This window comes from Mycolicibacterium llatzerense (assembly GCF_000878195.1).
Taxonomy (GTDB): domain Bacteria; phylum Actinomycetota; class Actinomycetes; order Mycobacteriales; family Mycobacteriaceae; genus Mycobacterium; species Mycobacterium llatzerense.
The window spans coordinates 100,834-123,633 of sequence record NZ_JXST01000006.1 but is presented as its reverse complement, the minus strand read 5'-3'; the positions used below and the strand labels follow the sequence as shown (position 1 = coordinate 123,633).

Genomic DNA, 22,800 nt, shown 5'->3' with positions numbered 1-22,800 from the left:
CCGGGATGCGAAGAAAAGTTCCGCGCCCCTGGACAATTCGTGCTATCGCTGCTCACGCCGATCCTCCGCATCCGAGCTCCAGGTGGCCGGAAGCAGCGGGGTCGACGGGCTCCCGCCCGCCGACATCCGTTCCACCATTCCGGTCGGTGCGGCGCTCGTCGGGGTCACCACGCCGGTGAGCCCGATCGGACCGGCGCCGTGCGCACCGGCTGCGATGACGGGCGAGCCCGGCGAATTGTCTTCGGTACCAGTCATATCTGCTTTCATGTCGGGTAGTTCGTCGCGATAGCCGCGGGCTCCGCGCCGGCGTCGGCTCACCCGCCTGACCCGGTCACGGGCGACAGCTACCGCACGAGCGGCCGCCGCAGCACTGAAGCTGTCGGTGGTGATGTCGGGCGATTCGCTGCCGGATTCCGGCCCCGGCCCCACCCCGGGCCGGGGCAGCGCGGGTACCGCATAGACCACATTGGGCGCCGGCGCGGGACTACCGGCGCCAGCGGTGGTCGGCGCCGGGGCGGAAGGCCCGGTGGCCTGCGGCAATCCAACGTGGATGCCGGGGACGAGCGGGGTGGCTTGGGCACGCGCCGGGGCGGCAGGCTGGACGGCGGGGCGTTCGGCAGGCACCGGCGCGGGTTCCGCGGCCGCCGGCAGCGGCGATTTCACCAGGGCCAGCGCAGCGAGAGCACTGAGTGCCGGCGCGAAGAACGGGGCCAGCAGCAGCGCATAGGACGCGTAGTACGGGTACCAGAGCATGTCGTAGAGCGTCAGTGCCACCAGGGCCAGTACTGCGGAGGTGGCGGGGTTGAAGCCCAGCTGCTCGAAGAAGCGCGTGAAGTTCTCGAGCAGCTGGTCGACCTGGCCTGTGGTACCGAGCTGCGAGATGAATTGCCACAGGTCGCTCAGCGGTTGGCTCGGTGCGGTGGGCGGGTTCGACAGCGGGTTCCGGGCTTCCCCACCGGGCGCGACGATGCGCGGCGCCGGCTGCGCGGGCGGCACCGCCGCCGTGGCCACCTCCGTCACCGCTTGGTAGACGATCATGGTGTCGGCCGCCTGCATCCACATGCGCGCGTAGTCGGCCTCGTTGATCGCGATGGGAATTGTGTTGAGACCGAAGAAGTTCGTCGCCACCAGTGCGGCATTCGTCACATGGTTGGCCGCCAATTCCACCAGCGTCGGCATGGTCGCAACAGCGGTGCCATAGGCGGCGGCCACCGTCTCATGCTGCGCCGCTGTGGCTGCCGTCGCCACGGCAGACTCCTCCAACCAGGCCAGGTACGGCACATGCGCGGCGACGTACTGGACAGCGCTGAGCCCCTCCCAACTACTCGCGTGCACGTCGGCCAAGATGGCCGACAACTCGGCGGCCGCCTGGCTGTATTGCACGCTCAGCTGTTGCCATTGCGCGGCGGCACCCAGCAACGAACCCGGCCCCGGGCCGGCTGTCAGCAACGCCGAGTGCACTTCCGGCGGTAGCGCCAGCCAAATCGGTGCAGTCACTGATAGCTAGTCGGGCGCCGCATCGACAAAGTTCCCGGTCATCTGGTTCTGCCGAAATCTCCTATGCCACAGCCGGTATCGCGGCACTCCGGGAAATGCGGTTCTCGGGGCCGCTGCTGCCGACGCGATATCGCCGGACGTACGGTGGAGCCATGTCAGTCATCGACGCCCGCCATCTCGACGGCGTATCCGAAACCGCACTGCTCACTTTGCACCAACGCGCCACCGAGGCCTGCCGCCCCGATGGCATCATCGATGACCCGATGGCGATCGCCCTGCGCGACGGCCTCGACTACGACTACCAACATTTCGGCCGCACGCATCAGGCCACCGCGCTGCGGGCGCTGGTGTTCGACGAGATCACGCGCGACTACGTGGCGGGCCACCCGCGCGCGACCGTGGTCGCCTTGGCGGAGGGACTGCAGACCAGTTTCTGGCGCGTCGACAACGGTGAAATTACCTGGCTGTCAGTGGATTTGGAGCCGATCATCCGGCTCCGGCAGCAGTTGCTCCCGACGTCTGACCGACTCGCGCAGTGCGCTCAGTCCGCGCTGGACCACTCCTGGATGGACGTCGTCGACCCCACTGACGGCGTGCTGATCACCGCCGAAGGCTTGTTCCAGTATCTGACCGCGGACGTCGTGTTCCACCTGATCGCGGCGTGCGCCGAACGTTTCCCCAAGGGCCAGTTGGTCTTTGACAGCGTGCCCCGATTCATGAGCCGACATTCGCAGCGGCGGGGCTTCCGGCTCAGCGAGCACTACACGTCGCCCCCGATGCCCTTCTGGTTCACCGCCGACCAGTACCCGAGGCTGCGATCCATCCCCGGTGTCCGTGCGGTGCGCGAACTGCGCTATCCGGCCGGGCGGGGCAAGGTCGTGCGGTGGGTCAACCGGCAGTCCTACCGGTTGCCGGGGTTGGCCCGCTTCCGGGCACCGGTGACGCTCGTCGAATTCGGTTAGGCCGGGCCTAACCGAGCAGCGGGTAGCACTGCCGGACCCGCTCGATCCACCAGTCCCGGCGCGCGGGTGCGGCCGCCAAACCCGTCAGCCTGGCCGGGTCAGGCACCACCGGGCCGACGGGCAGGAAGCCGTCGACCGGCGGCGACACCGCGGCCACGTCTTCGACGAACAGCCCGCCGGTACCCAGCCCACACGCGTGTTGCAGCGTCGGCAGGCAGCCGGCGGCCAGCAGCCCCCGGGTCATGCCGACCCCGGAATCCAAGGCACTCGACACCACGATCGGGATGTCGATCTCCGCCGCCACCGCCAACAGTCGCGTCACGCCGCCCAGCGGCGCGACCTTGACCACCGCGACGTCGGCCGCCCGCTCACGTACGACCCGCAACGGGTCCGAGGCCTTGCGGATGGACTCGTCGGCCGCCACCGGCACGTCGACCAGACGCCGCAATTCGGCCAGTTCCGGCACCGTCGCGCACGGTTGTTCCAGGTACTCGAGTGGCCCCGAGGCGGTCAGTGCATGCGCCGCCGCCACCGCTTGCGCGACGGTCCAACCACCGTTGGCGTCCACGCGCACGACGGGCACCAGGGCGCGGACGGCTTCGACGCGCGCCACGTCGTCGGCCAACGTCTGGCCCGGTTCGGCCACCTTCACCTTGGCGGTGCGGGCGCCCGGGAAGCGGGCCAGCACCTCGGGCACCCGCGCCGCCTCGACCGCCGGCACGGTGGCGTTGATCGGGATACGGTCGCGCACCGGCACCGGCGACGGTGCGTACGCCGCCTCGATACCGGATGCGAGCCAGTGCGCCGCTTCGGCCGGGCCGTACTCGACGAACGCGCCGAACTCACCCCAGCCGCAGGGCCCGTCGATCAGCGCGACTTCACGAACGTCGATGCCGCGGAACCGGACCCGCATCGGCAGCGCGACGACGTGCAGACGCTCGAGCAGTTCGTCCAGGTCCGGCCGCATCCGCTCATTCTGTCAGTGCGCGGCCTGCCGAGAGCCGGCCGCGGCCTCGATGGCCCGGATGATCGGTTCGGGGTCCTCGATCATGGCAAGGTGCCCCGACTCGGAGAGGGTCAACGCGTGCTGCGGGGACAGCGTGGTGTTGAGCCGCGCACCTGCCGCGGCGGACAACACTCGATTCTGCGCACCCCAGATCGTGGTGATCGGCGGAAAGTCGCTGTCGGGCTCGAAGCTGTCGAGTTCGGACAGCCGGGGCAACTCGGGCAGGATCGCCGCGACGGGCCGCAGCGCGCCGGTGCTGGTCCAGCGCTGACGTAGCGGCGCGAACGTCGCGGCACTCATTCGCCGGCCCCTGACCCCGAGCTGCTCGCGAAGCACGAGCGCGGCTACCGCAGCAGGCAGGCGGATCACTCCACCAAGCGATGCAAGTGGAATCTTGCGTAGCAGCCGGGCGGCCCAGCCCGACATGGTCGGCCGCAAGGTTGCGCCAGTCAGAGGGTTCACCAGCACCAAGGCCCGGACATCCTGAGGGTTGCGGCGCGCGTAGATCAGCGCCATCGCACTGCCGAAACAATTGCCCACCAGCGTCAGGCCGCGAAGCTGGTGACTGTCGATGAATGCGGCCAGCAGCCGTTGATGGTTCTCGATCGTGTAGCCGTCGATAGGGACGTCGGACTCGCCGTAGCCCGGCCAGTCCAGGGCGTACACGCTGTTGGTCTGGGCCAACGAGTCGAACTGGGCCTGCCAGATGGTGCGGTTTCCGCCGAGGTTGTGCAGAAGAACGATCGGGTCGCCTGACCCGGCGTGGTCATATGCCATCGACAGGCCTTCCCAGCGGAACGTCGCCATGGTGTCTCCCTTGATTGAGGCTCGCGGCAGCGCTCATCAGGCCGCCATGAATGTACTTATCAGAATATTCCATGAGGTACATTTATGTCCATGGCGACCACGGATCCAGATTCCAGTCCACGCAGACGGTATGCCGCACGCCAGCCCGTCGAGGTCCGCCGAGAGCAAATCCTTGACGCCGCGTTCAGCCTCGTCGCGGAGGTCGGCTGGCCGGGTACGTCGATGGACCGGATCGCCGAACGGGCCGGCGTCGCCAAATCGGTGAGCTACAAGATCTTCGGCTCGCAGGCCGAACTGCAACTGGCCCTGATGGAACGGGCCCAACACGTCACATCGGAACGCGTGACCAATGCGATCCACGCCGCCACCGAGATCGACACCATCCCCGGGGCGGTGGCCGCCGCCTTGCACACCTACCTCGAAAGCGTCGCGAACGAGCCCGAGATTTCCCGGCTGGTGTTGCTGCCCATCGAAGGCGCGCCGAGCAATGTGCTGTCAGCCATCCGCGATGGCCGCGAACAGGTGCGGCGGCAGATCGAGTCCGCGCTCGAACATCAATTGGCCCGCATCGGCGCCGACGATATCGACGTCGAGCTGATCGCACATCTCACCCGCGACACCGCGGAGGCACTGGCCAGATTGCTGCTCGAACACCCCGAAACGTTTACGCCAGAACGCCTGATGCATTCGATTCACGCGATTGCTGAAAACGTCGGCCGCGCAGCCGGCCGCCAGGAGTGAATCCACCCGCGTCGCTTGACGTTTGACGGACCCATCCCGGTCGGCAACGCGTTGACTCACACGGTGGCGCGGTCCCGACCCTCCCAGTACGGCTTGCGGAGTTCCTTCTTCAGAATCTTGCCGGTGGGATTGCGGGGCATGTCGTCGACGAAGTCGACGGTCTTCGGGCACTTGTAGGCGGCGAGATGCTCACGGGCGAAGGCAATGAGATCCGAGTCCGACACACCTTCTCCCGAACCCTCAAGCGTCACGACGGCTTTCACGGACTCGCCCCACTTCTCGTCCGGCACACCGATGATCGCGACCTCGGACACCGCGGGGTGCTCGGCAAGCACTCGCTCCACCTCGATGGAGTAGATGTTCTCGCCGCCGGAGATGATCATGTCCTTGAGCCGGTCCTCGACGAAGATGTAGCCGTCGGCGTCGACGCGACCGATGTCACCGGTGCGGAACCAGCCCTCAGCGGTGATGGCCTCGGCGGTGGCGTCCGGCCGGTTCAGGTACTCCTTCATCAATGTCGGTGTGCGGAACCACAATTCGCCCTGCGCACCCGGCTCCACGTCTTCGAGGGTGTCGGGGTTGACCACCCGCACCTCAGCCTCGGGCACCAGCACACCGGCGCTGACCAACCGTTCCTCGTTGTCGGCGCGGTGGTCCTCGGGCATCAATCGGCTGACGACGCCGCAGACCTCGGTCAACCCGTAGGCCTGGATGAACTCGGTTTCCGGCCAGGCCTGCAACGCCTGGCGCAGCAGCGGCAGCGGCATCGGCGACGCCCCATAGGCATAGGTCTTCAAGGCGCTGAACAACTTCACCGCGTCCGGGCCGGTCTCGAGCACCTTGGCCAGCACGGCCGGCACCAGGAATGTGCGGTTGGCGCCCGCCAGGATGCCACCGGCGAGCGACGCCCCATCGGCGTCGCGCGTCATGTAACTCGGCGCCCCGTTGTGCAGCCCGTACTGCATGTACGACGAGCCGCCGACGTGGAACAGCGGCATCGCCACCAGATTCTTGTCGTCCGTGGTCATCTGCCAGCCGGAGAACGCGTTGATGGTGTGCGCGATCATGGCGGCCTGCGTGAGAGCGACGCCCTTGGGCCGGCCTGTGGTGCCCGAGGAATACATGATGATGCAGACGTCGGTCGGCTCCACGTCCGACGAGCGGCCCACCGGTGACGCGCCGGCCAGGAGCGCCTCGTACTCATCGCCGTCGCCACCCTCGGGCGTCACGCTGACGACGTGTTCGACGGTGGTCAGCTTGTCGGCGATGTTATCGACAGCTGCGCGAAGCTCAGCTCCGACGATGAGAACCTTTGCGCCGCAGTCGTTCAGCACGAAGTCGAGCTCGTCGGCGGCCAGCCGGAAATTGATGATGGCGTTGGCGGCACCCAGCGACGCCGCGGCCAGGGTCAGCTCGACGCAGGCCGGGTGGTTCTTGTCGAGGAACGCCACCACGTCACCGCGCTTGATGCCCCAGTCGGACAGCGCACCGGCCAGCCGGCGGACGCGGTCGTTCCACTGCGACCAGGTCCAGGTCCTGCCGAGGTAGGTGATCGCTTCTTCGTCTGGCTTGGTCGCTGCCCAGTGGGCAACACGTTCGTCGAGGAATCGGGGTGCCGACAATTCAGTCATGCGCTGAGCCTGCCACGTAGCGCCGTCCGGTCAGTCGGATTTGGCAAACACTTGTTGTCCCGCCAGGTAAGTCGCGAGCACGTCCAGGTCAGCGACGGCTTCGGGCGCTACCGAGCGCGGGTCGGCGGACAGCACGACCAGGTCCGCGTACTTGCCGACTTCCAGTGAACCGATCACATTGTCCGAGAACAATTGCCAGGCCGCGTCGATGGTCTGGGCCCGGATGGCCTGGTCGACGGTGAGCCGTTCCTGCGGCGCCAGCACGCGTCCGCTGGGCGCGATCCGGGTGGCCGCGACGCTGATGTTGCGCAGCGGCTCCTCGGGCGTCACCGGTGGATCGTTGTGCAGCGAGATCCGCATGCCGGTGGCCACCGCGGACCCGGCCGGCATCCACACATCGCCGCGCTCGGGGCCGAACAGCCCGTCGACGATGACGTCGCCCCAGTAGTGGATCTGGTCGACGAACACGCTGCACGTGACGCCGAGATCGTGGGCGCGCTGCAGCTGTACCGGCGTGATGGCGCCGACGTGCTCGAGCCGCAGCCGGTGATCGTCGCGCGGGCAGCGCCGCAGGGCCTCTTCGTAGATGTCCAGGATGGTGTCGACGCCGTGGTCGCCCTGCACATGGCAGGCCATCTGCCAGCCCTGTGGGAAGAACGTGTTGACGATCTCGGCGAGCTGCTCGCGCGTGTAGTTGGCGTGCCCGCACGATCCGGGCACTACGCCGATGGCGCGCGTGGCGTCGGTGTCCAGGTACGGGAAGGTCAGGTCGATGTTGCCGACCCACGGCGATCCGTCGACCCAGATCTTGATGCCGGCCTGCCGGACCATGTCGTCGCCGTTGTCGGGTGACGCATCGGTGTGCAGCGCCGCGGTGGACATCTCGTAGGTACGCAGCCGCACGGTGAGCTTGTCGCGCATCTGGTCCAGGACCGGCCGGAACATCGGGTCGAACGCCATCTCCGAACACGTCGTCAGGCCGGCCTCGTTCAACCGCGCACATTCGGCGAGCAGCAGTGCCGGGTAGTCGGTGGGCGTCATGACGCCCGTCACCAGCGGGAACACCGCGCCGGTTTCCACCGCGGTGCCATCGAGTTCGCCGTCGGCGTCGCGCCCGTACTCAGCACCGTGCGGGTCCGGTGTGTCGCGCGTCAGCCCGGCGGCCCGCGCGGCAGCGGAGTTGAAGTACGCCTTGTGCCCCGAGTTGTGCACGATCACCAGCGGACCGTCGGGCGCCGCCTCATCCAGCCAGGCGAGCGTCAGCTCCGGGAGGCCCTGCTGCAGCAGCGGGTCCCAGCCGTTCAGGTAGGCGCCGTCGGCGCCGCGGGTGGCCACCTCGGCGTGGATCGCCGCCACCACGTCGGCCGCGTTCGGCATCGTGACCGGACGGATGTCGACCATCCGCCCACCGAGGACCACCGCCTCCATCAGCGGGTGTCCGTGCGCCTCGACGAACCCGGGCAGCACGCAGCCACCGACCTCGCGGACCTCGGTGTCGGCACCGATCCACGGCTGCACGTCGGCGCGCGATCCGATGGCCACGACCCGGCCGTCGGTGACGGCGAGTGCCTCGGCGGTGGGTCGCTGCGGGTCGACGGTCAGGATGTTTCCGGCGATGACGAGATCGGCAGGGCTGGCCATGAGGTGGATGCTAGGGGGCGGCAGAGCACCCGGCACTCGATCTCAGATTTCGCGGGGCTTGACCTACGGACTAGAACACGTTCTAGTCTTAGGTCATGAGTGACGAGCTGCTTCGCCATCCCCTGCATTCCGGGCACTTGACGGTTGGCGCGTTGAAGCGCAACAAAGACAAGCCAGTCCTGTTCCTCGGCGACACCACGCTGACCGGCGGCCAGCTCGCCGACCGCATCAGCCAGTACATTCAGGCATTCGAAGCGCTCGGCGCCGGTTCCGGCGCCAGCAGCGGCCTGCTGGCCCTCAACCGGCCCGAGGTGCTGATGATCATCGGCGCCAGCCAGACGCAGGGCTACCGCCGTACGGCACTACACCCTCTCGGTTCGCTGGACGATCACGCCTACGTCCTGAGCGACGCGGGCGTCACGACCCTGATCATCGACCCCACCGAGGCGTTCGTGGAGCGCGCCATCGGGCTGCTCGAGAAGGTCCCGTCGCTCAAGCAGATCCTGACCATCGGCCCGGTGCCCGACGCACTGACCGGGTCGGCCATCGACCTGGCCGCCGAAGCCGCGAAGTACGAGCCGCAGCCGCTCAAGGCCGCCGACCTGGCCCCTGACCACGTCGGCGGGCTGACCTACACCGGCGGCACCACCGGCAAGCCCAAGGGCGTCATCGGCACGACCCAGTCCATCAGCACCATGACGACCATTCAGCTGGCCGAATGGGAGTGGCCGGAACACCCGCGGTTCCTGATGTGCACGCCGCTGTCGCATGCCGGTGCGGCGTTCTTCGTGCCGACCATCGTCAAGGGCGGCGAGCTGATCGTGCTCAAGAAGTTCGACCCCGCCGAGGTGTTGCGGGTGATCGAGGAGCAGAAGATCACCGCGACCATGCTGGTGCCGTCGATGATCTACGCGCTGATGGACCACCCCGACTCGCACACCCGGGACCTGTCCTCGCTGGAGACCGTCTACTACGGCGCCTCGGCGATGAACCCGGTGCGCCTGGCCGAGGCGATCCGCCGGTTCGGCCCGATCTTCGCGCAGTACTACGGCCAGTCCGAGGCCCCGATGGTGATCACCTACCTGGCCAAGGGCGAGCACGACGAGAAGCGGCTGACCTCGTGCGGCCGCCCGACGCTGTTCGCGCGGACCGCACTGCTCGGCGACGACGGCCAGCCGGTCAAGCAGGGCGAGGTCGGCGAGATCTGCGTGTCCGGTCCGCTGCTGTCGGGTGGCTACTGGAACCTGCCGGAGGCCACCGCCGACACCTTCAAGAACGGCTGGATGCACACCGGCGACCTGGCCCGCGAGGACGAGGACGGCTTCTGGTTCATCGTCGACCGCACCAAGGACATGATCGTCACCGGCGGCTTCAACGTCTTCCCGCGTGAGGTGGAAGACGTTGTCGCCGAACATCCTTCGATCGCGCAGGTCTGCGTGGTCGGCACCCCCGACGAGAAGTGGGGCGAGGCGGTGACGGCCGTCGTCGTGCTGCGTCCGGACGCCGACCGCTCCGACGAGGCCATCGCGAAGATGACGGCGGAGATTCAGGCCGCGGTCAAGGAGCGCAAGGGCTCGGTGCAGTCCCCGAAGCAGGTCGTCATCGTCGACGCCGTGCCGGTGACCGCCCTCGGTAAGCCCGACAAGAAGGCCGTCCGGGCGCAGTTCTGGGCCGGCTCAGAGCGCTCAGTCGGCTAGGAGTCAGTTCCGCCAGCAGACGTAAAACTGTCGTTTTCCGGAGAAAATCGACAGTTTTACGTCTGCTCGCGAGTAGATCGCAACCCGGCGAGCAGCCGGTCGAAGAGCACCGCGGCCGCGTGGGCCGCGCCTTGTGCGTCACCGGCGATGATGTGGTCGAGCAGCCGGTGATGGTCCTCGAATTCGGTCTCCACCGGCGTCTCGTTCATCACGGACACGCTCGCGGTGATGACCTCGATGAGTCCGAGGTACAGGTCGACCAGCATGGCGTTGCCCGATGCCCGCATGACGGCGCAATGGAATTCGGTGTCGGCATGGACGAATTCGTCGTGATGCCCGGCGCGCTGCTCATTGTCGCGGCCCTCCAGCAGCCGCCGCAGCGTCGTGATGTCGTCGTCGGTCCGGTTGGTGGCGGCCAGCCGGGCGCCTTCCACTTCCAGCCCGCGGCGCACCTGCAGCACGTCACGCAGTTCGTCGCTGCACAGCCGGCTCAGCGCGCCTGACATCTCGCTGGTGGCGCGGACGTAGGTGCCGTCGCCCTGCCGCACCTCGAACAGGCCGGCATGCGCCAGCGCCCGGACGGCCTCGCGCACGGTGTTGCGACCGACGCCGAGCGCTTCGACGAGGTCGGTCTCGTTCGGAATCCGATGCCCGACAGGCCATTCACCGTCGGCAACCGACGCCCGGAGCTGTTCGATGACCTGCTCGACCAAGCCGGCACGGCGAGCTGTGTTCAGCGCCACCAAATCATCCTTTCAACCAATCATAGGATGTATGTCATCATAGCAACATGAGTGCTGCCGTGAACGGATCCCAACACACCCGTTACGAAGATGAATTGGCACTCGAACTCGACGGCGCGATCGAGATCACGGATGTCCCGGCGAGCCCGAGCACCCGCGTCGCCAGCGGCGTCCTGCTGGCCCTGGCCATCGTCGTCACCGCGCTGAACCTGCGGCCGTCGGTCACCAGCGTCGCTCCCCTGCTCGGCGAGATGCGCACCGCACTCGGCGTGTCGTCGGTCTGGGCCGGCATCCTGACCACCCTGCCCGTGCTGTGCTTCGCCGCCGCCGGAGCCACCGCGCCGTGGCTGGCCAAACGACTCGGCCTGGGCCGGACCGTCACCGTCGCCCTGTTGGTCCTGGCTCTCGGCCTGGTGGTGCGCCCGTACGGCGGCGGCGGCCTGATGCTGGGCGCCACCCTGCTCGCCTCGTCCGGCGTCGCGCTGGCGAACGTGCTGATCCCGGTCGTGATCAAGAGCTCGTTCCCCGCCCGCGTCGGCCTGATGACGGGTATCTACACCAGCGCGCTGCAGGCCGGCGGTGCCTTGGGTGCCGCCGTCACCCCGGCCGTCGAACACAGCGTCGGCGGCTGGCGTCCGTCGCTGGCGCTCTGGGCGGCACTCGCGTTGGCCGCCCTGCTGCTGTGGCTCCCGGCCGCTCGCCAGCACCGCGCCGACTGGGCCGCCACCGCCGCCCAGACCACCGCGCGCCGCTCGCTGCTGCGTAACCCGCTCGCCTGGACAGTGACGCTCTACATGGGCAGCCAGTCGTTCCTGGCCTACATCATGATGGGTTGGCTCCCACAGATTTTCATCGACAACGGCATGGACAAGACCACCGCCGGCGTGATGTCCGGCGTGATGTCACTCGTCGGCGTCCCCATCGCGCTCCTGATCTCGCCGCTGGCCGCCCGCAGCACCAACCAGAGCCTGTGGAACGTCGGCCTCGGCGTGCTGGGCCTGTCCGGCGCCATCGGCTTGCTCGTCGCACCGAGCGCGGCCCCGGTCCTGTGGAGCCTGCTGGTCGGTATCGGCATGAGCGCCTTCTCGCTGGCGCTGACCGTCATCGCGCTGCGCGCCCGCAACGCCGAAGACACCGCCCAGCTCTCCGGCATGGCACAGGGCTTCGGCTACCTGTTCGCCAGCACCGGGCCGTTCCTGTTCGGACTGCTGCACGACGTCTCCGGCGGCTGGCACGTCCCGTTCGTGCTGTTCTTCAGCGTGTACGCCGTGCAGCTGACGGCCGGCTGGTTCGCCGGGCGCAACCGCTACGTGTAGCTAGTACTGCTGCGGGTAACCCGGGTAACCGGCAGGAGCGGCGGGTGTTGTCCGTCCGCTCTTCCACTGGCACCACTGCTGCGTCGAGTTCAGGGCGGCCAGCACACCGGTGACGAGCGCGAACACGATCGGCACCGCGGCGGACATCACCGACAGGCCGGCCAGGCCCTGCATCGAATCGCTGTAGCTGCCCAGCGCGGAATCCAGCCGCTTGAGAATGGTCAGCGAGGCGAACAGAGCGACCACGTTCGACAGCACCACGACCGTGCAACTGCCCATGACGATCCAGCGGCCCACCGAACGCCCGAGGATCAACAGCACACCGCCGGTCAGCAGCGCGATGGCCACGATGGTCTGCACGACGGCCATGGCACTGGTCAGGCCGATCAGACCCGACTTCATGTCGCTGGCGTAGGAACCGGACAGCGCGCTCAACGTCGCGACGCCGTACCAGCTGGAGAACGCCTGGAAAGCCGTCGACACCGCACCGAGCAGGCTCAGTACCGCGGCGATGATCGCCGTCACGCCCGACGGTCCCGACGGCCCGGCCGGCATGGGCATGCCGTAACCCGCGGGCTGCGGATACTGCGGATATTGCGGCTGCGGGTACTGCGGCTGGGGATATTGCGGGTACGGCATGCTCGGCGGCACGCCAGGAGCGCCGTACGGGTCGCCCCCATACGGTTGGCCCGGTCCGAACTGACCAGGCGGCGGCCACTGATTAGACATCGAAACCCTCCTCCAGCTGGGCGAACATAGCACGCCAGCGGGATTTCGGCGGCTCGTCTAGCCTCGAGCCCATGGCCCAGGGCAGCGACGCGAACCTCAAGCCACCATGGTGGCTCAAGCCGATGAACAAAGTGATGATGGCGGTCATGCGGGTGGTCCCGATCAAGGGTCCCGTGGTGCTGACCGTGCCGGGCCGCAAGTCCGGTGAACCGCGGTCGACGCCCATCACCCCATTCGAGGTCGATGGCCTGCGCTACGTGGTGGGCGGGTTCCCGAACGCCGACTGGGTGCAGAACGCGCGGGCCGCGGCGACTGCCACCGTCACCCAGGGCCGCCAACGCGAAGAGGTCCGCCTGTTCGAGGTACCCGCCGAGCAGGCCCGTCCGCTGTTGCGGCAGTTCCCGATCCTGGTGCCGACGGGCGTCGGGTTCATGAAGAACTCCGGCCTGGTGACCGGCCCCAACCCCGACGAATTCGAAGCGCTGGCCGGCCGCTGCGCGGTGTTCCGGTTCGATCCCGTCTAGCCACTCGACGAGCGTGGGGCTTTACGAGAAATTCTGGTCGAATTTCCTCGTAAAGCCCCACGCTCGGCGGCCGTCTAGAGGTGCGGCGCGTCCTTGATCGGGGCGTCCTGCTGGCCGAGGGTCTGGCACCACGCCAACGCTGAGGCGCGCGTGCCCGTCACCTCGAGTGACGACGGGTCGGCACCCTTGCGGTCCTTGATCATCTTGTTGACGGCCTGGTTCTGCGTCTTCTCGTCGGCTCCGACGAAGTCTTTGCACTTGGTGTCGCCGCCTTGAACGGCAGGCGAGCATCCGACCAGCACCAGTCCGGCAATGACACCTGACACCAACATTCCTGCAGACCGCTTCATCGAGGTTCTCCTATTCGGGCCGGTATCGGCCGCCTATTGTCATCTGTCTAGTACCCCTGGGTGGCGCGGCCGAAACCAGGTCGCCTCTAAGGTCGAGGCGTGAACGCAGACAATCCGTTTGACCCAGAGCTCTGGCAGCCGGTGACCGAGCTCGGTGAGCTCACCGACATCACCTACCACCGCCACGTGCTGGACGGTAAGCCGCAGCCAACGGTCCGGATCGCCTTCGACCGGCCCGACGTCCGCAACGCCTTCCGGCCGCACACCGTCGACGAGCTGTACCGCGCGCTCGACCATGCCCGGATGAGCCCCGACGTCGGCGTCATCCTGCTCACCGGCAACGGCCCGTCGTCCAAGGACGGCGGCTGGGCCTTCTGCTCCGGCGGCGACCAGCGCATCCGCGGCCGCAGCGGCTACCAGTACGCCGATGGCGAGACCGCCGAGACCGTCGACCCCGCGCGGGCCGGGCGCCTGCACATCCTCGAGGTGCAGCGGCTGATCCGGTTCATGCCGAAGCCCGTGATCTGCCTGGTCAACGGCTGGGCGGCCGGCGGCGGCCACAGCCTGCACGTGGTCTGCGACCTGACCCTGGCCAGCCGGGAACATGCCCGGTTCAAGCAGACCGACGCCGATGTCGGCAGCTTCGACGGCGGCTACGGCAGTGCGTATCTGGCGCGGCAGGCCGGGCAGAAGTTCGCCCGCGAGATTTTCTTCCTGGGCCGCGCCTACGACGCCGAGACCATGCACAAGATGGGCGCGGTGAACGAGGTCGTCGACCACAAGGACCTGGAAACCGTTGCGCTGCAATGGGCTGCCGAGATCAACGGCAAGTCGCCGCAGGCCATCCGGATGCTGAAGTACTCCTTCAACCTGATCGACGACGGCCTGGTGGGTCAGCAGATTTTCGCCGGCGAGGCCACACGGCTGGCGTACATGACCGACGAGGCGGTCGAGGGCCGGGACGCGTTCCTGCAGAAGCGCGACCCCGACTGGAGCGAGTTCCCGCGCTACTTCTGAGCCGCACCCACGGCCTCAGTGGTGCCGTGTCGGTCAGCCAGACGACACGTCGCTGTGCGCTTTCCCATGAGTGAGCTGTGTATCCGCTTGGGCGCGTATCGATGTCGGGCACCTCGCGTCAGACTGAGCACGTGAACGTCGGGGCGCGAGCGCGGATCGGCCAGTGGGCGCTGGGGGCCGAGGGCTTCGCGATGGGCGTCTTCGGCGGCGCCGGCCTGGCCTGGTCCATGGCCAACCCGCATTTCGGCGCCGCCGGCGCCCCGATCATGTGGTTGCGGGTGACTCCGCTGCACTGCTCGCTGCTGCTGGTGGTCGGCGTGCTGACGGTGTTCGCCTCGTTCGGCCGGAGAGCGGCGATGTTCAGCCGGATCGCCGCCCTCGGGTGGTTCGTCGTGACGGCGGTGTGCGTGGCGGCGACGTCCAATCACAGCCCCGGCCCACTGGGCTTCGACTCCCGCGACACCGTGCTCTACGCCGTTCTCACCGTCTACAACGTGGCGTTGGCGGCGTGGTTCGCGCTCCCCGCTCGTTCTCGCCCACGCACTCGGTCGTCCCGCCGGTTACACCACTCCGACGCCATCGGCTCCCGCTGATCCCTGTTAGCCTCCCGGGGTGAGCGAGCCGAGCTACTCCGACGTCGAACGCGCAGCCGTCTACCGGGTCATGTCCGAACGTCGGGACATGCGGCACTTCACGCCCAATTCCGAAGTGCCCGAAGATGTTCTGCGCCGCATCCTGGAGGCCGCGCACATGGCGCCGAGCGTCGGGCTGATGCAGCCGTGGCGCTTCCTGCGAATCACCGACCCGGCCATGCGGTCAGCGATCAAGGATCTCGTCGACGCCGAGCGGATCCAGACCGGCGAGGCCCTCGGGCCGCGCGAGTCTGAGTTCCTGGCGCTCAAGGTCGAGGGCATCCGCGACTGCGCCGAGCTGTTCGTGGTGGCCCTCGGCGACGATCGCGAACGCCATATCTTCGGCCGGCGCACCATGCCGCACATGGATCTGGCGTCGGTGTCCTGCGCCATCCAGAACATGTGGCTGGCCGCCCGCGCGGAAGGCCTTGGGCTGGGCTGGGTTTCACTGTTCGACCCGGCAGAGCTGGCTGTGCTCCTGGGCATGCCCGAGGGCGCCGAGCCGATCGCGGTGCTGTGCGTCGGCCCCGTGCCCGAGTTCCCGGACCGCCCCGAACTCGAGATCGTGGGCTGGACGACGGCCCGCCCGCTCGACGACCTGGTGTACACGAACATCTGGCCCGCTTGATCGCCGAGCCCCCTAAGCCAGATGTGGCGCACTCCTCAGCGCGGGCTCGTACCTCGCCCGCTTGATCGTCGTCCGCCCTAAGCTCAGGGGCGTGAGTAAGAGTCCGCTGCGCCGAGTGACCGAGGGTCTGCTGCTCGCCGGCATGCGACCACCCTTGATCGAACGATTGTCGGGCCATGGCGAGGTGGACCTGGCCGGGAAACGCATCGTGCTGACGGGGGCGTCGTCGGGCATCGGCGAGGCAGCCGCGGCCAAGCTCGCCCGATTGGGTGCGACGGTCGTCATCGTGGCCCGCCGGGCCGACCTGCTGGACAAGGTGGCCGCCCGAATCACCCACAACGGAGGCGACGCGATCGCGCGGCCGTGCGACCTCTCGGACATGGACGCCATCGACAAGCTGGTCACCGACATCGAAGCCGAACTGGGCGGCGTCGACATCCTGATCAACAACGCCGGCCGGTCGATCCGCCGGCCGCTGGCCGAATCCCTGGATCGCTGGCACGATCTCGAACGCACCATGACCCTGAACTACTACTCGCCGTTGCGCCTGGTCCGCGGCTTCGCCCCCGGCATGCTGGAGCGCGGCGACGGGCACATCATCAACGTGTCCACCTGGGGCGTGATGAACGAGTCGTCGCCGCTGTTCGCGGTGTACAACGCCTCCAAGGCGGCCCTGACCGCGGTGAGCCGCGTCATCGAAACCGAATGGGGCGCAAGCGGAGTGCACTCGACCACGCTGTTCTACCCCCTGGTCAAGACGCCGATGATCGCGCCGACCCGCGCATACGACGGGCTACCCGGGCTCTCGGCTGACGAAGCCGCCGACTGGATGATCACCGCGGCCAAGACCCGCCCGGTGCGGATCGCACCCCGGATGGCGGTGACGGCGCACGCGCTCAACAGTTTCGTGCCCGGCGTGGTCGACAAGATGATGAAACGTCAACGCGCGCAGCCGGTTGAGTGAGTCCATGGAAATCCTGGCCAGCCGCGTCCTGATCCGTCCCGTCGACTACGCGAAGTCGGTGGCCTTCTACCGCGACGCCATCGGCCTCGCCATCGCCCGCGAATACGGTGCCGGCACAGTGTTTTACGCCGGCCAGTCGCTCATCGAGCTCGCCGGCCACGGCCGCGACGGCGACGGTCCCACCGCCCCGTTCCCGGGCGCGCTGTGGCTGCAGGTGCGGGACGTCTACCAGACGCAGGCCGAACTCGAAGGCCGTGGGGTACCGATTTCCCGTGCGGCACAACAGGAACCGTGGGGCCTGCACGAGCTGCACGTCACCGACCCCGATCAGGTCACCTTGATCTTCGTCCAGGTGCCCGACACCCACCCACTACGACGAGACACCCGGAGCTAGTCGCTCCGGGTGTCTCGTGTGGTGCGTGTTGCGGCGCGTCAGCGAGCCGGCGTGGCCAGCGGCCAGCCGACCGATGCCAGCCGCGCGGACACCTGCTGGATGTCCTCTGCGCTGGGCTCCTGGTTGGTGACGTTCGCGATCGCGGCCTGAATCTCCGCCTCGGTGACCGGGTTCTCGCCGTCGTTGGTCCGCAGGATGGACCGCGCCGCGTCGACAACCTCGTCTTCGGTCAGCGAACGCTTCAGCAGCGCCAGCACCGGGTAGTAGTCCTTCGGCGGCACGCCGTCGGGGTATCCCGCCCGCAGCCACTTCAGGACATTCTCGAACAATCCGTTGGATTCGGTCATTTTCGCAGGCTCACTTCTTCAGGAAGGGGAACAGGTCGACGCCGGTGTGGTGGATGATCGTCGACCGGGTGATCCACAGGATCGCGGCCAGGACCACTGCTCCGACGAGCACGAACAGCGCCAGACCCAGGTACTTCAGGATTGGGTTGGGCGCTGCGACGGTCCCGTCGGAGTGCTCGCCGCCGGCTCCGTTGGAGTAGGCGACCAGGCCGCCCGCGAATACCGCGGGCAGGCCGGCGCCGAGGATCAGACCCACGACGAGGACCTTGAAGATGGCTTCCACGTAATTCATCAGTGATTCCTTCTCGTTCAGTTCTCGGGGAATCAGACGCCGGCGGATTCGGGCGACTTGGTGGCAGCGTCACGGACGTCGGCCGGCACCACGGAGTTGGTCGAGTCGTCCCAATCGGCGTTGACGTTGCTGCTGTCGACCTTCTGCTGCTGCGCACGCCAGTACATGAAGCCCGACAGCGCAACCAGGATGACGAAGATCGTGCCGTCGCCGATCAGAGCAGAACCGGTGGCGGACTTCAGGCCGTAGGACAGCCAGTACGACAGGGCACCGACCAGAGCCGCGGCCGGCAGCGTGATGAGCCAGGCCATGGCCATGCGGCCGGCGACAGCCCAGCGGACCGAAGCGCCCGGCTTGCCGACGCCACTACCCAGGATCGAACCCGTGGCGACGTGCGTGGTGGACAGCGCCATACCGGCGGCGCTGGAGCTCAGGATGATCGCGGCAGAGGATGCCTCGGCGGCCAGGCCCTGCGGGGACTCGATCTCGACGAGGCCCTTGCCCAGGGTGCGGATGACGCGCCAGCCGCCGATGTAGGTGCCCAGACCGATGGCGAGGGCGCAGGAGGCGATGATCCAGAACGGCAGGCCGTCCTTCTTCACGTCGCCGGTGAGGTGGCCGGTGGTGATGAGCGCCAGGGCGATGACACCCATGGTCTTCTGCGCGTCGTTGGTGCCGTGGGACAGCGCGACCAGCGACGCCGTGGCGATCTGGCCCCAGCGGAAGCCATCCTCACGGCGCTTCTTGACGACGTTGCGGGTGATTCGGTACACCAGCCAGGTGCCGACGGCGGCCACGAGGCCGGCGATGAACGGCGCCGCGACAGCCGGGATCAGCACCTTCTGGAAGACACCGGTCCAGTTGATACCCGCGGTGCCCAGCGCAGCCAGGCCGGCACCGATCAGTCCGCCGAAGAGCGCGTGCGACGAGCTGGAGGGGATACCGAACAGCCAGGTCAGGAGGTTCCACAGGATGCCGCCGATGAGGCCGGCGAAGATGATGGTGAGTCCGGTCGACGCGTCGATGGACTTGAGGAGGTGCCCGGACTTGCTGTCCTGAATCTTCAGCACCGACGTGGTGACGGTGACGGCGACCTCGACTGACAGGAACGCGCCGACCAAGTTCAGGACGCCGGCCAGCAGCACCGCGGTCTTGGGCTTCAGCGCGCCTGTGGCGATCGAGGTCGCCATGGCATTACCGGTATCGTGAAATCCATTCGTGAAGTCAAATGCCAGTGCTGTTGCGATCAACAGCCCCAGGATGACTAGCTCTGCGCTCATGTGGCTCATTCTGGTGTAACGGCCGCAATTTTGACCAGTTACGTAAGTCCCAAATTCTGACCGCGACCTGGGTGTTTCCCATGCCGCCGGAGGTGTTCATGGAGTGTTCACCTGCTAGCTTCGCCTGATTAGGCTGGCAAAGCGCTGACAGCGACGGTGCGAGTTACGGTGGCGATATGCCCACGTCACAGCCCGGGCTTAGGATTCGTTCGCGCATTTTGGGGCAACAATGCGAAAGGTTGGGCCCCTTTTCCCGAAATCTGGAGGTGACGCCATGAACGCTTTTCTCACCAAGATCGTGGCGTGGCTGCAGGCCGGATATCCCGACGGTATCCCCGCCACCGACCGGGTTCCCCTGTTGGCACTGTTGTCCCGCCGCTTGACCAACGACGAAGTCAAGTCGTTGGCACGGGTGTTGATGAATCGCGGTGAGTTCGATCAGGTCGACATCGGCGTACTGATCACGCGCATCACCGATGAGCTGCCCCGCGCCGAGGACATCGAGCGCGTGCGGGCACGGCTGGCCGCCAAGGGCTGGCCCCTCGACGACCCCCGCGATCCGAGCGATGACCGCCCCGGCGACGGAGGCCCCGGCAATGGAGACCCGACATAGGCGTCCTCCATAGCGTCGCCGTCGGTTCCGGCGATGCGGCCCTCGCCCTGATCCCCGCGTTGACGCGGGCCCTCGACGGTAGCGGCGCGCTGCTGCCGGTCCCGGCGGACGACGACCGGCAGGCCGCCCTGCTGACCGAGACGTTGCGGGCCGGCGAGCCCGTCGACGACTCCGTCGCGCTCGTGGTCTCGACATCGGGTTCGACGGGAATCCCCAAGGGCGCCTTGCTGTCCGCGTCGGCGCTGCACGCCAGCGCTGACGCCACCCACGACCGGCTCGGCGGCCCCGGCCGGTGGCTGCTCGCCCTGCCCGCCTACCACGTCGCCGGATTGCAGGTTCTGGTGCGGAGCCGGCGGGCCGGCACCACGCCGATCGCCCTGGATCCGGGATTCGACGTCAGCGAATTCCCTTCGGCAGTAAGGGCTTTGGGCTCGGTCCGGCGCTACACGTCGTTGGTCTCGGTGCAGCTGGCCAAGATTCTGGCCGACCCCGCCGCGACCGAAGCCTTGGCCGAACTGGATGCGGTCCTGATCGGGGGCGGCCCGATGCCCCCGGGACTCGGCGAAAAGGCCGCGGCCGCAGGGGTTTCCGTGGTGCGCACCTACGGGATGAGCGAGACCTGCGGTGGCTGCATATATGACGGAACACCGTTGCCCGGTGTCCGGTTGCGGATCGACGACACCGGACGGATCTCGCTCGGGGGGCCGACGGTGGCCTCCGGCTACCGCAATCCGGTCGACCCGTCTCCGTTCGTCGACGGCTGGTTCGTCACCGATGACATTGGCGCCGTGGATGATTCGGGCGTACTGCGGGTACTGGGCCGGATCGACGACGCCATCGCCACCGGCGGGCTCAAAGTCCTGCCCGCCCTCGTCGAATCGGCCTTGGCCGGCCACCCGTCCATCGCCGAATGCGCGGTGTTCGGTGTGCCCGACGAACGCCTGGGCCAGCGGGTGGCCGTGGCCGTCGTGCTCCATCCGGGTGCGGACGCCCCCACCGTCACTGACCTGCGGGAACAGGTGAGCACGGCCCTGGCCGCGACCGCCGCCCCACGGGAGGTCCATGTGCTCGATGAACTCCCCCGCCGCGGAATCGGCAAGCTCGACCGCCGCGCGCTGACGCTCAGGTACCAGAAAAACGCCTGATCGGACCGTGATGCCGGTCACAGGATCAGCGCTTGATTCGGTGACGAGCCCGGCTCTCTGGGACCCTGGAACGCGGACCGGAAGAGTTGGAGTTTCCATGCCTGCCCACAGACAGCCTGACAACCACCCTGCGGTGACCGCCCTGACTTGGTCGGGAGGTGTGCTGGCCTGGCTCGTCGCCGCCGCCGTCGCGACCCCGTCCACCGGTCTATCACTGGCCGTCGTGCTGCCTGTCACCCTGATTTTCGGCGTTCTGGTGGTCGTGGCCATCCGCAGTACGGTCGCCAGCGCCCGCGGCACGGCCGGCCGGGTGGCTCTGGCTGTCGCGATCGGCTTGCTGGTCGGCGAACTGGCCGCGATGACCCTGTTCAGCAACGCGATCTCCCAGCGCATGGACCGCGAAGCCGCGGCCCGCGCCGCGACGACACCGGCCGTCACCTCCGCTCAGGGGCAGTTGGACGCGCTGCGTGCCAGCCGCGGCACGCTCGACGCGGCCGTCGACTCCGCCCGGCAGCGTAGGGACGACGCCCAGGTCGTGGCCCGCTGCGAATACCACCCGACTCCGTCCTGCGCCCAGCAGCCGGTCACCGGCGTGCCCGGCGACGGCCAGATCACCCAGAACACCCAGGACACCCTGGCGCACGACCAGCGCGAGCTGGACGCCGCCCTCGCCGCCCGGAACGAGCAGGCCCCGACCTTCGACGCGCGGATCGCCGGTGCCGAGCACGCGGTGACGGCCGCAAGTAACGCGGCCGGTGTCGGCGCCGACCGCGGTTTCGGCGCGCGCTGGGTCGCGATGAACGGCTACACCATCGAGACGCCCGCCGCCCTGGTGGCGCGCATCGCCGTCATCGGTGTCTGTGTCCTGCTCTACCTGCTGCCGATGCTGCTGCACGCCCGGCAGGACCGGACCCTGCGCGAACGCCACGACGAGTCCCGGCTGCGGGCCGAGCTACGGGCCGAGACCGCCATCGCCGTCAAGCAGGCCGAGGTACGGGCCGAAGCCGAGATCCTGAAGGCCGAGCACCAGCTGGCCGCCATGCGTCTGGCGCTGGAATCCGATGCGGAGATCAACCGCGAATACCACCGGCAGCGCGTCGCCGAGGCCCTCACCGGCGAACCCGCACAGCACGCCCCGTCCGCCGAGGTGCTGAGGCCGGCTGCGCAGCCGCAGCCGATGTACTCGGACTGGGACGAGCTCATGGCGTTCCCCGACCCGCGGCAACGTTCGCTGGCCGCGGCGCCCGCGCCGGAGCCCGAAACCGACAGCGCCCCAGCCGAACCGATCGTCAGGGCCGAACTCGTCCCGATCGGCGACACGCCCGCCGAGAACCTGCCGGTGCCCGCGACCTCGCAGCCCGCCGGCGGCCTGTCGCTGCCGCAGCTGCCCGACCTGACCAAGGTGGCGGCCCGCCTGCTGCGTCCACTGATGGCACCCGTGGCGCCGGTCGTCGACCGCGTCATCGACACGTCGGTGCAGCAGCTGCGCTCGGCGCAGAAGGTCATCGAGGAATTCGAGGAGATCACCTTCACCCTGCGTCGCACCTCCCGCACCACCGTGAGCGACAGCGAGCAGGAGCAGTCGTCGGGCCCGCGCGTCGCCGATCAGGGCCAGGCGCTCGGACAGGGCAGCCTGCCGCGCGTCGAACCCAAGTGGGCCGCACCGCAGATGAACGCCACGTTCGCGCCGACCGCACCGCTGCGGGGCGTCGACCACACGGCGCTCAGCGGCAGCGACACCACGATCATCGACGCCGCGGACGAGCGCCGTCAGCTCCGTGAAGGTCGCCGCGCCATCGAGCCGTAACCCGCGATTTCGGCGTGATTTGTAGCGCTGACCGCAA

General features: G+C 68.1%; 24 protein-coding genes. 13 read left to right on the top strand and 11 right to left on the bottom strand.

What is annotated here, in order from left to right:
* Positions 1–42: 42 nt before the first annotated feature.
* Positions 43–1,479, bottom strand: a complete 1,437-nt coding sequence (locus tag TL10_RS06145) for a PPE family protein (RefSeq protein WP_043984997.1) — start codon at positions 1,477–1,479, stop codon at positions 43–45.
* Positions 1,480–1,649: 170 nt separating this feature from the next.
* Here TL10_RS06145 and TL10_RS06140 point away from each other — a divergent pair, with 170 nt between their 5' ends.
* Entirely contained in the window at positions 1,650–2,459 is an 810-nt protein-coding gene (locus TL10_RS06140) for a class I SAM-dependent methyltransferase (protein WP_043984914.1), read from the top strand.
* Positions 2,460–2,466: 7 nt separating this feature from the next.
* On the opposite strand, the gene TL10_RS06135 is transcribed toward TL10_RS06140, so the two are convergent.
* Both TL10_RS06135 and TL10_RS06130 read right to left on the bottom strand, forming a co-directional pair.
* Positions 2,467–3,426: an o-succinylbenzoate synthase gene (locus TL10_RS06135; RefSeq protein ID WP_043984913.1), complete on the bottom strand. Its 960-nt coding sequence runs from the start codon at positions 3,424–3,426 to the stop codon at positions 2,467–2,469.
* Positions 3,427–3,438: 12 nt separating this feature from the next.
* Positions 3,439–4,272, bottom strand: coding sequence for an alpha/beta fold hydrolase (locus TL10_RS06130; protein WP_043984912.1), 834 nt, complete (start codon positions 4,270–4,272; stop codon positions 3,439–3,441).
* An 84-nt stretch (positions 4,273–4,356) separates the two neighbouring features.
* Between TL10_RS06130 and TL10_RS06125 the strand changes: the two genes are divergently transcribed.
* A complete protein-coding gene (locus TL10_RS06125; RefSeq protein WP_043401475.1) occupies positions 4,357–5,013 on the top strand; it encodes a TetR family transcriptional regulator in 657 nt (218 codons plus the stop codon).
* A 56-nt stretch (positions 5,014–5,069) separates the two neighbouring features.
* On the opposite strand, the gene TL10_RS06120 is transcribed toward TL10_RS06125, so the two are convergent.
* Both TL10_RS06120 and TL10_RS06115 read right to left on the bottom strand, forming a co-directional pair.
* A complete protein-coding gene (locus TL10_RS06120; RefSeq protein WP_043401474.1) occupies positions 5,070–6,644 on the bottom strand; it encodes a long-chain-fatty-acid--CoA ligase in 1,575 nt (524 codons plus the stop codon).
* Between the two features lie 30 nt (positions 6,645–6,674).
* Positions 6,675–8,285, bottom strand: a complete 1,611-nt coding sequence (locus TL10_RS06115) for an amidohydrolase (RefSeq protein WP_043984911.1) — start codon at positions 8,283–8,285, stop codon at positions 6,675–6,677.
* 95 nt (positions 8,286–8,380) lie between these two features.
* On the opposite strand from TL10_RS06115, the gene fadD8 reads away from it, so the two are divergent.
* Positions 8,381–9,982: a fatty-acid--CoA ligase FadD8 gene (gene fadD8, locus TL10_RS06110; RefSeq protein WP_043401469.1), complete on the top strand. Its 1,602-nt coding sequence runs from the start codon at positions 8,381–8,383 to the stop codon at positions 9,980–9,982.
* Positions 9,983–10,038: 56 nt separating this feature from the next.
* On the opposite strand, the gene TL10_RS06105 is transcribed toward fadD8, so the two are convergent.
* On the bottom strand, positions 10,039–10,725 hold the full coding sequence (locus tag TL10_RS06105) for a FadR/GntR family transcriptional regulator (protein ID WP_043401466.1): 687 nt from the start codon (positions 10,723–10,725) through the stop codon (positions 10,039–10,041).
* A 47-nt stretch (positions 10,726–10,772) separates the two neighbouring features.
* On the opposite strand from TL10_RS06105, the gene TL10_RS06100 reads away from it, so the two are divergent.
* On the top strand, positions 10,773–12,041 hold the full coding sequence (locus tag TL10_RS06100; RefSeq protein WP_043984910.1) for a CynX/NimT family MFS transporter: 1,269 nt from the start codon (positions 10,773–10,775) through the stop codon (positions 12,039–12,041).
* Here TL10_RS06100 and TL10_RS29460 read toward each other — a convergent pair whose 3' ends face one another.
* A complete protein-coding gene (locus TL10_RS29460) occupies positions 12,042–12,770 on the bottom strand; it encodes a hypothetical protein (protein WP_131630685.1) in 729 nt (242 codons plus the stop codon).
* 71 nt (positions 12,771–12,841) lie between these two features.
* On the opposite strand from TL10_RS29460, the gene TL10_RS06090 reads away from it, so the two are divergent.
* A complete protein-coding gene (locus tag TL10_RS06090; RefSeq protein ID WP_043401463.1) occupies positions 12,842–13,294 on the top strand; it encodes a nitroreductase family deazaflavin-dependent oxidoreductase in 453 nt (150 codons plus the stop codon).
* Positions 13,295–13,368: 74 nt separating this feature from the next.
* On the opposite strand, the gene TL10_RS06085 is transcribed toward TL10_RS06090, so the two are convergent.
* Positions 13,369–13,644 (bottom strand): hypothetical protein, encoded by a 276-nt coding sequence (locus TL10_RS06085; protein ID WP_043401461.1) that lies wholly within the window; start codon positions 13,642–13,644, stop codon positions 13,369–13,371.
* 99 nt (positions 13,645–13,743) lie between these two features.
* Here TL10_RS06085 and TL10_RS06080 point away from each other — a divergent pair, with 99 nt between their 5' ends.
* The 5 genes from TL10_RS06080 to TL10_RS06060 all read left to right on the top strand — a co-directional run bounded on the left by TL10_RS06080 (position 13,744) and on the right by TL10_RS06060 (position 17,279).
* The gene (locus TL10_RS06080) at positions 13,744–14,661 is read left to right on the top strand and encodes a 1,4-dihydroxy-2-naphthoyl-CoA synthase (protein WP_043401459.1); all 918 of its coding nucleotides are present in this window, start codon (positions 13,744–13,746) and stop codon (positions 14,659–14,661) included.
* A 131-nt stretch (positions 14,662–14,792) separates the two neighbouring features.
* Positions 14,793–15,254: a DUF4383 domain-containing protein gene (locus TL10_RS06075; RefSeq protein ID WP_043984908.1), complete on the top strand. Its 462-nt coding sequence runs from the start codon at positions 14,793–14,795 to the stop codon at positions 15,252–15,254.
* A 19-nt stretch (positions 15,255–15,273) separates the two neighbouring features.
* The gene (gene bluB, locus TL10_RS06070) at positions 15,274–15,921 is read left to right on the top strand and encodes a 5,6-dimethylbenzimidazole synthase (protein ID WP_043401454.1); all 648 of its coding nucleotides are present in this window, start codon (positions 15,274–15,276) and stop codon (positions 15,919–15,921) included.
* A gap of 91 nt (positions 15,922–16,012) precedes the next feature.
* A complete protein-coding gene (locus tag TL10_RS06065) occupies positions 16,013–16,885 on the top strand; it encodes an SDR family oxidoreductase (RefSeq protein WP_043984906.1) in 873 nt (290 codons plus the stop codon).
* A gap of 4 nt (positions 16,886–16,889) precedes the next feature.
* On the top strand, positions 16,890–17,279 hold the full coding sequence (locus TL10_RS06060) for a VOC family protein (protein ID WP_043401450.1): 390 nt from the start codon (positions 16,890–16,892) through the stop codon (positions 17,277–17,279).
* A 38-nt stretch (positions 17,280–17,317) separates the two neighbouring features.
* Here TL10_RS06060 and TL10_RS06055 read toward each other — a convergent pair whose 3' ends face one another.
* Genes TL10_RS06055 through TL10_RS06045 form a run of 3 tightly spaced genes read right to left on the bottom strand, consistent with a single transcriptional unit; the run spans position 17,318 to position 19,198 of the window.
* Positions 17,318–17,626: a DUF3349 domain-containing protein gene (locus TL10_RS06055; RefSeq protein ID WP_043401448.1), complete on the bottom strand. Its 309-nt coding sequence runs from the start codon at positions 17,624–17,626 to the stop codon at positions 17,318–17,320.
* A 10-nt stretch (positions 17,627–17,636) separates the two neighbouring features.
* Entirely contained in the window at positions 17,637–17,918 is a 282-nt protein-coding gene (locus TL10_RS06050; protein ID WP_043401446.1) for a hypothetical protein, read from the bottom strand.
* 32 nt (positions 17,919–17,950) lie between these two features.
* On the bottom strand, positions 17,951–19,198 hold the full coding sequence (locus TL10_RS06045; protein ID WP_043401445.1) for an inorganic phosphate transporter: 1,248 nt from the start codon (positions 19,196–19,198) through the stop codon (positions 17,951–17,953).
* A 274-nt stretch (positions 19,199–19,472) separates the two neighbouring features.
* Here TL10_RS06045 and TL10_RS06040 point away from each other — a divergent pair, with 274 nt between their 5' ends.
* The 3 genes from TL10_RS06040 to TL10_RS06030 all read left to right on the top strand — a co-directional run bounded on the left by TL10_RS06040 (position 19,473) and on the right by TL10_RS06030 (position 22,763).
* On the top strand, positions 19,473–19,811 hold the full coding sequence (locus tag TL10_RS06040) for a DUF3349 domain-containing protein (RefSeq protein ID WP_043984905.1): 339 nt from the start codon (positions 19,473–19,475) through the stop codon (positions 19,809–19,811).
* Entirely contained in the window at positions 19,808–20,956 is a 1,149-nt protein-coding gene (gene menE / locus TL10_RS06035) for an o-succinylbenzoate--CoA ligase (RefSeq protein ID WP_082067857.1), read from the top strand. Before TL10_RS06040 ends, menE begins: the two co-directional genes overlap by 4 nt.
* Before the next feature lie 133 nt (positions 20,957–21,089).
* Complete coding sequence (locus TL10_RS06030) at positions 21,090–22,763, top strand: DUF4407 domain-containing protein (protein ID WP_157850351.1); 1,674 nt, start codon at positions 21,090–21,092, stop codon at positions 22,761–22,763.
* The last annotated feature ends 37 nt before the right edge of the window (positions 22,764–22,800 follow it).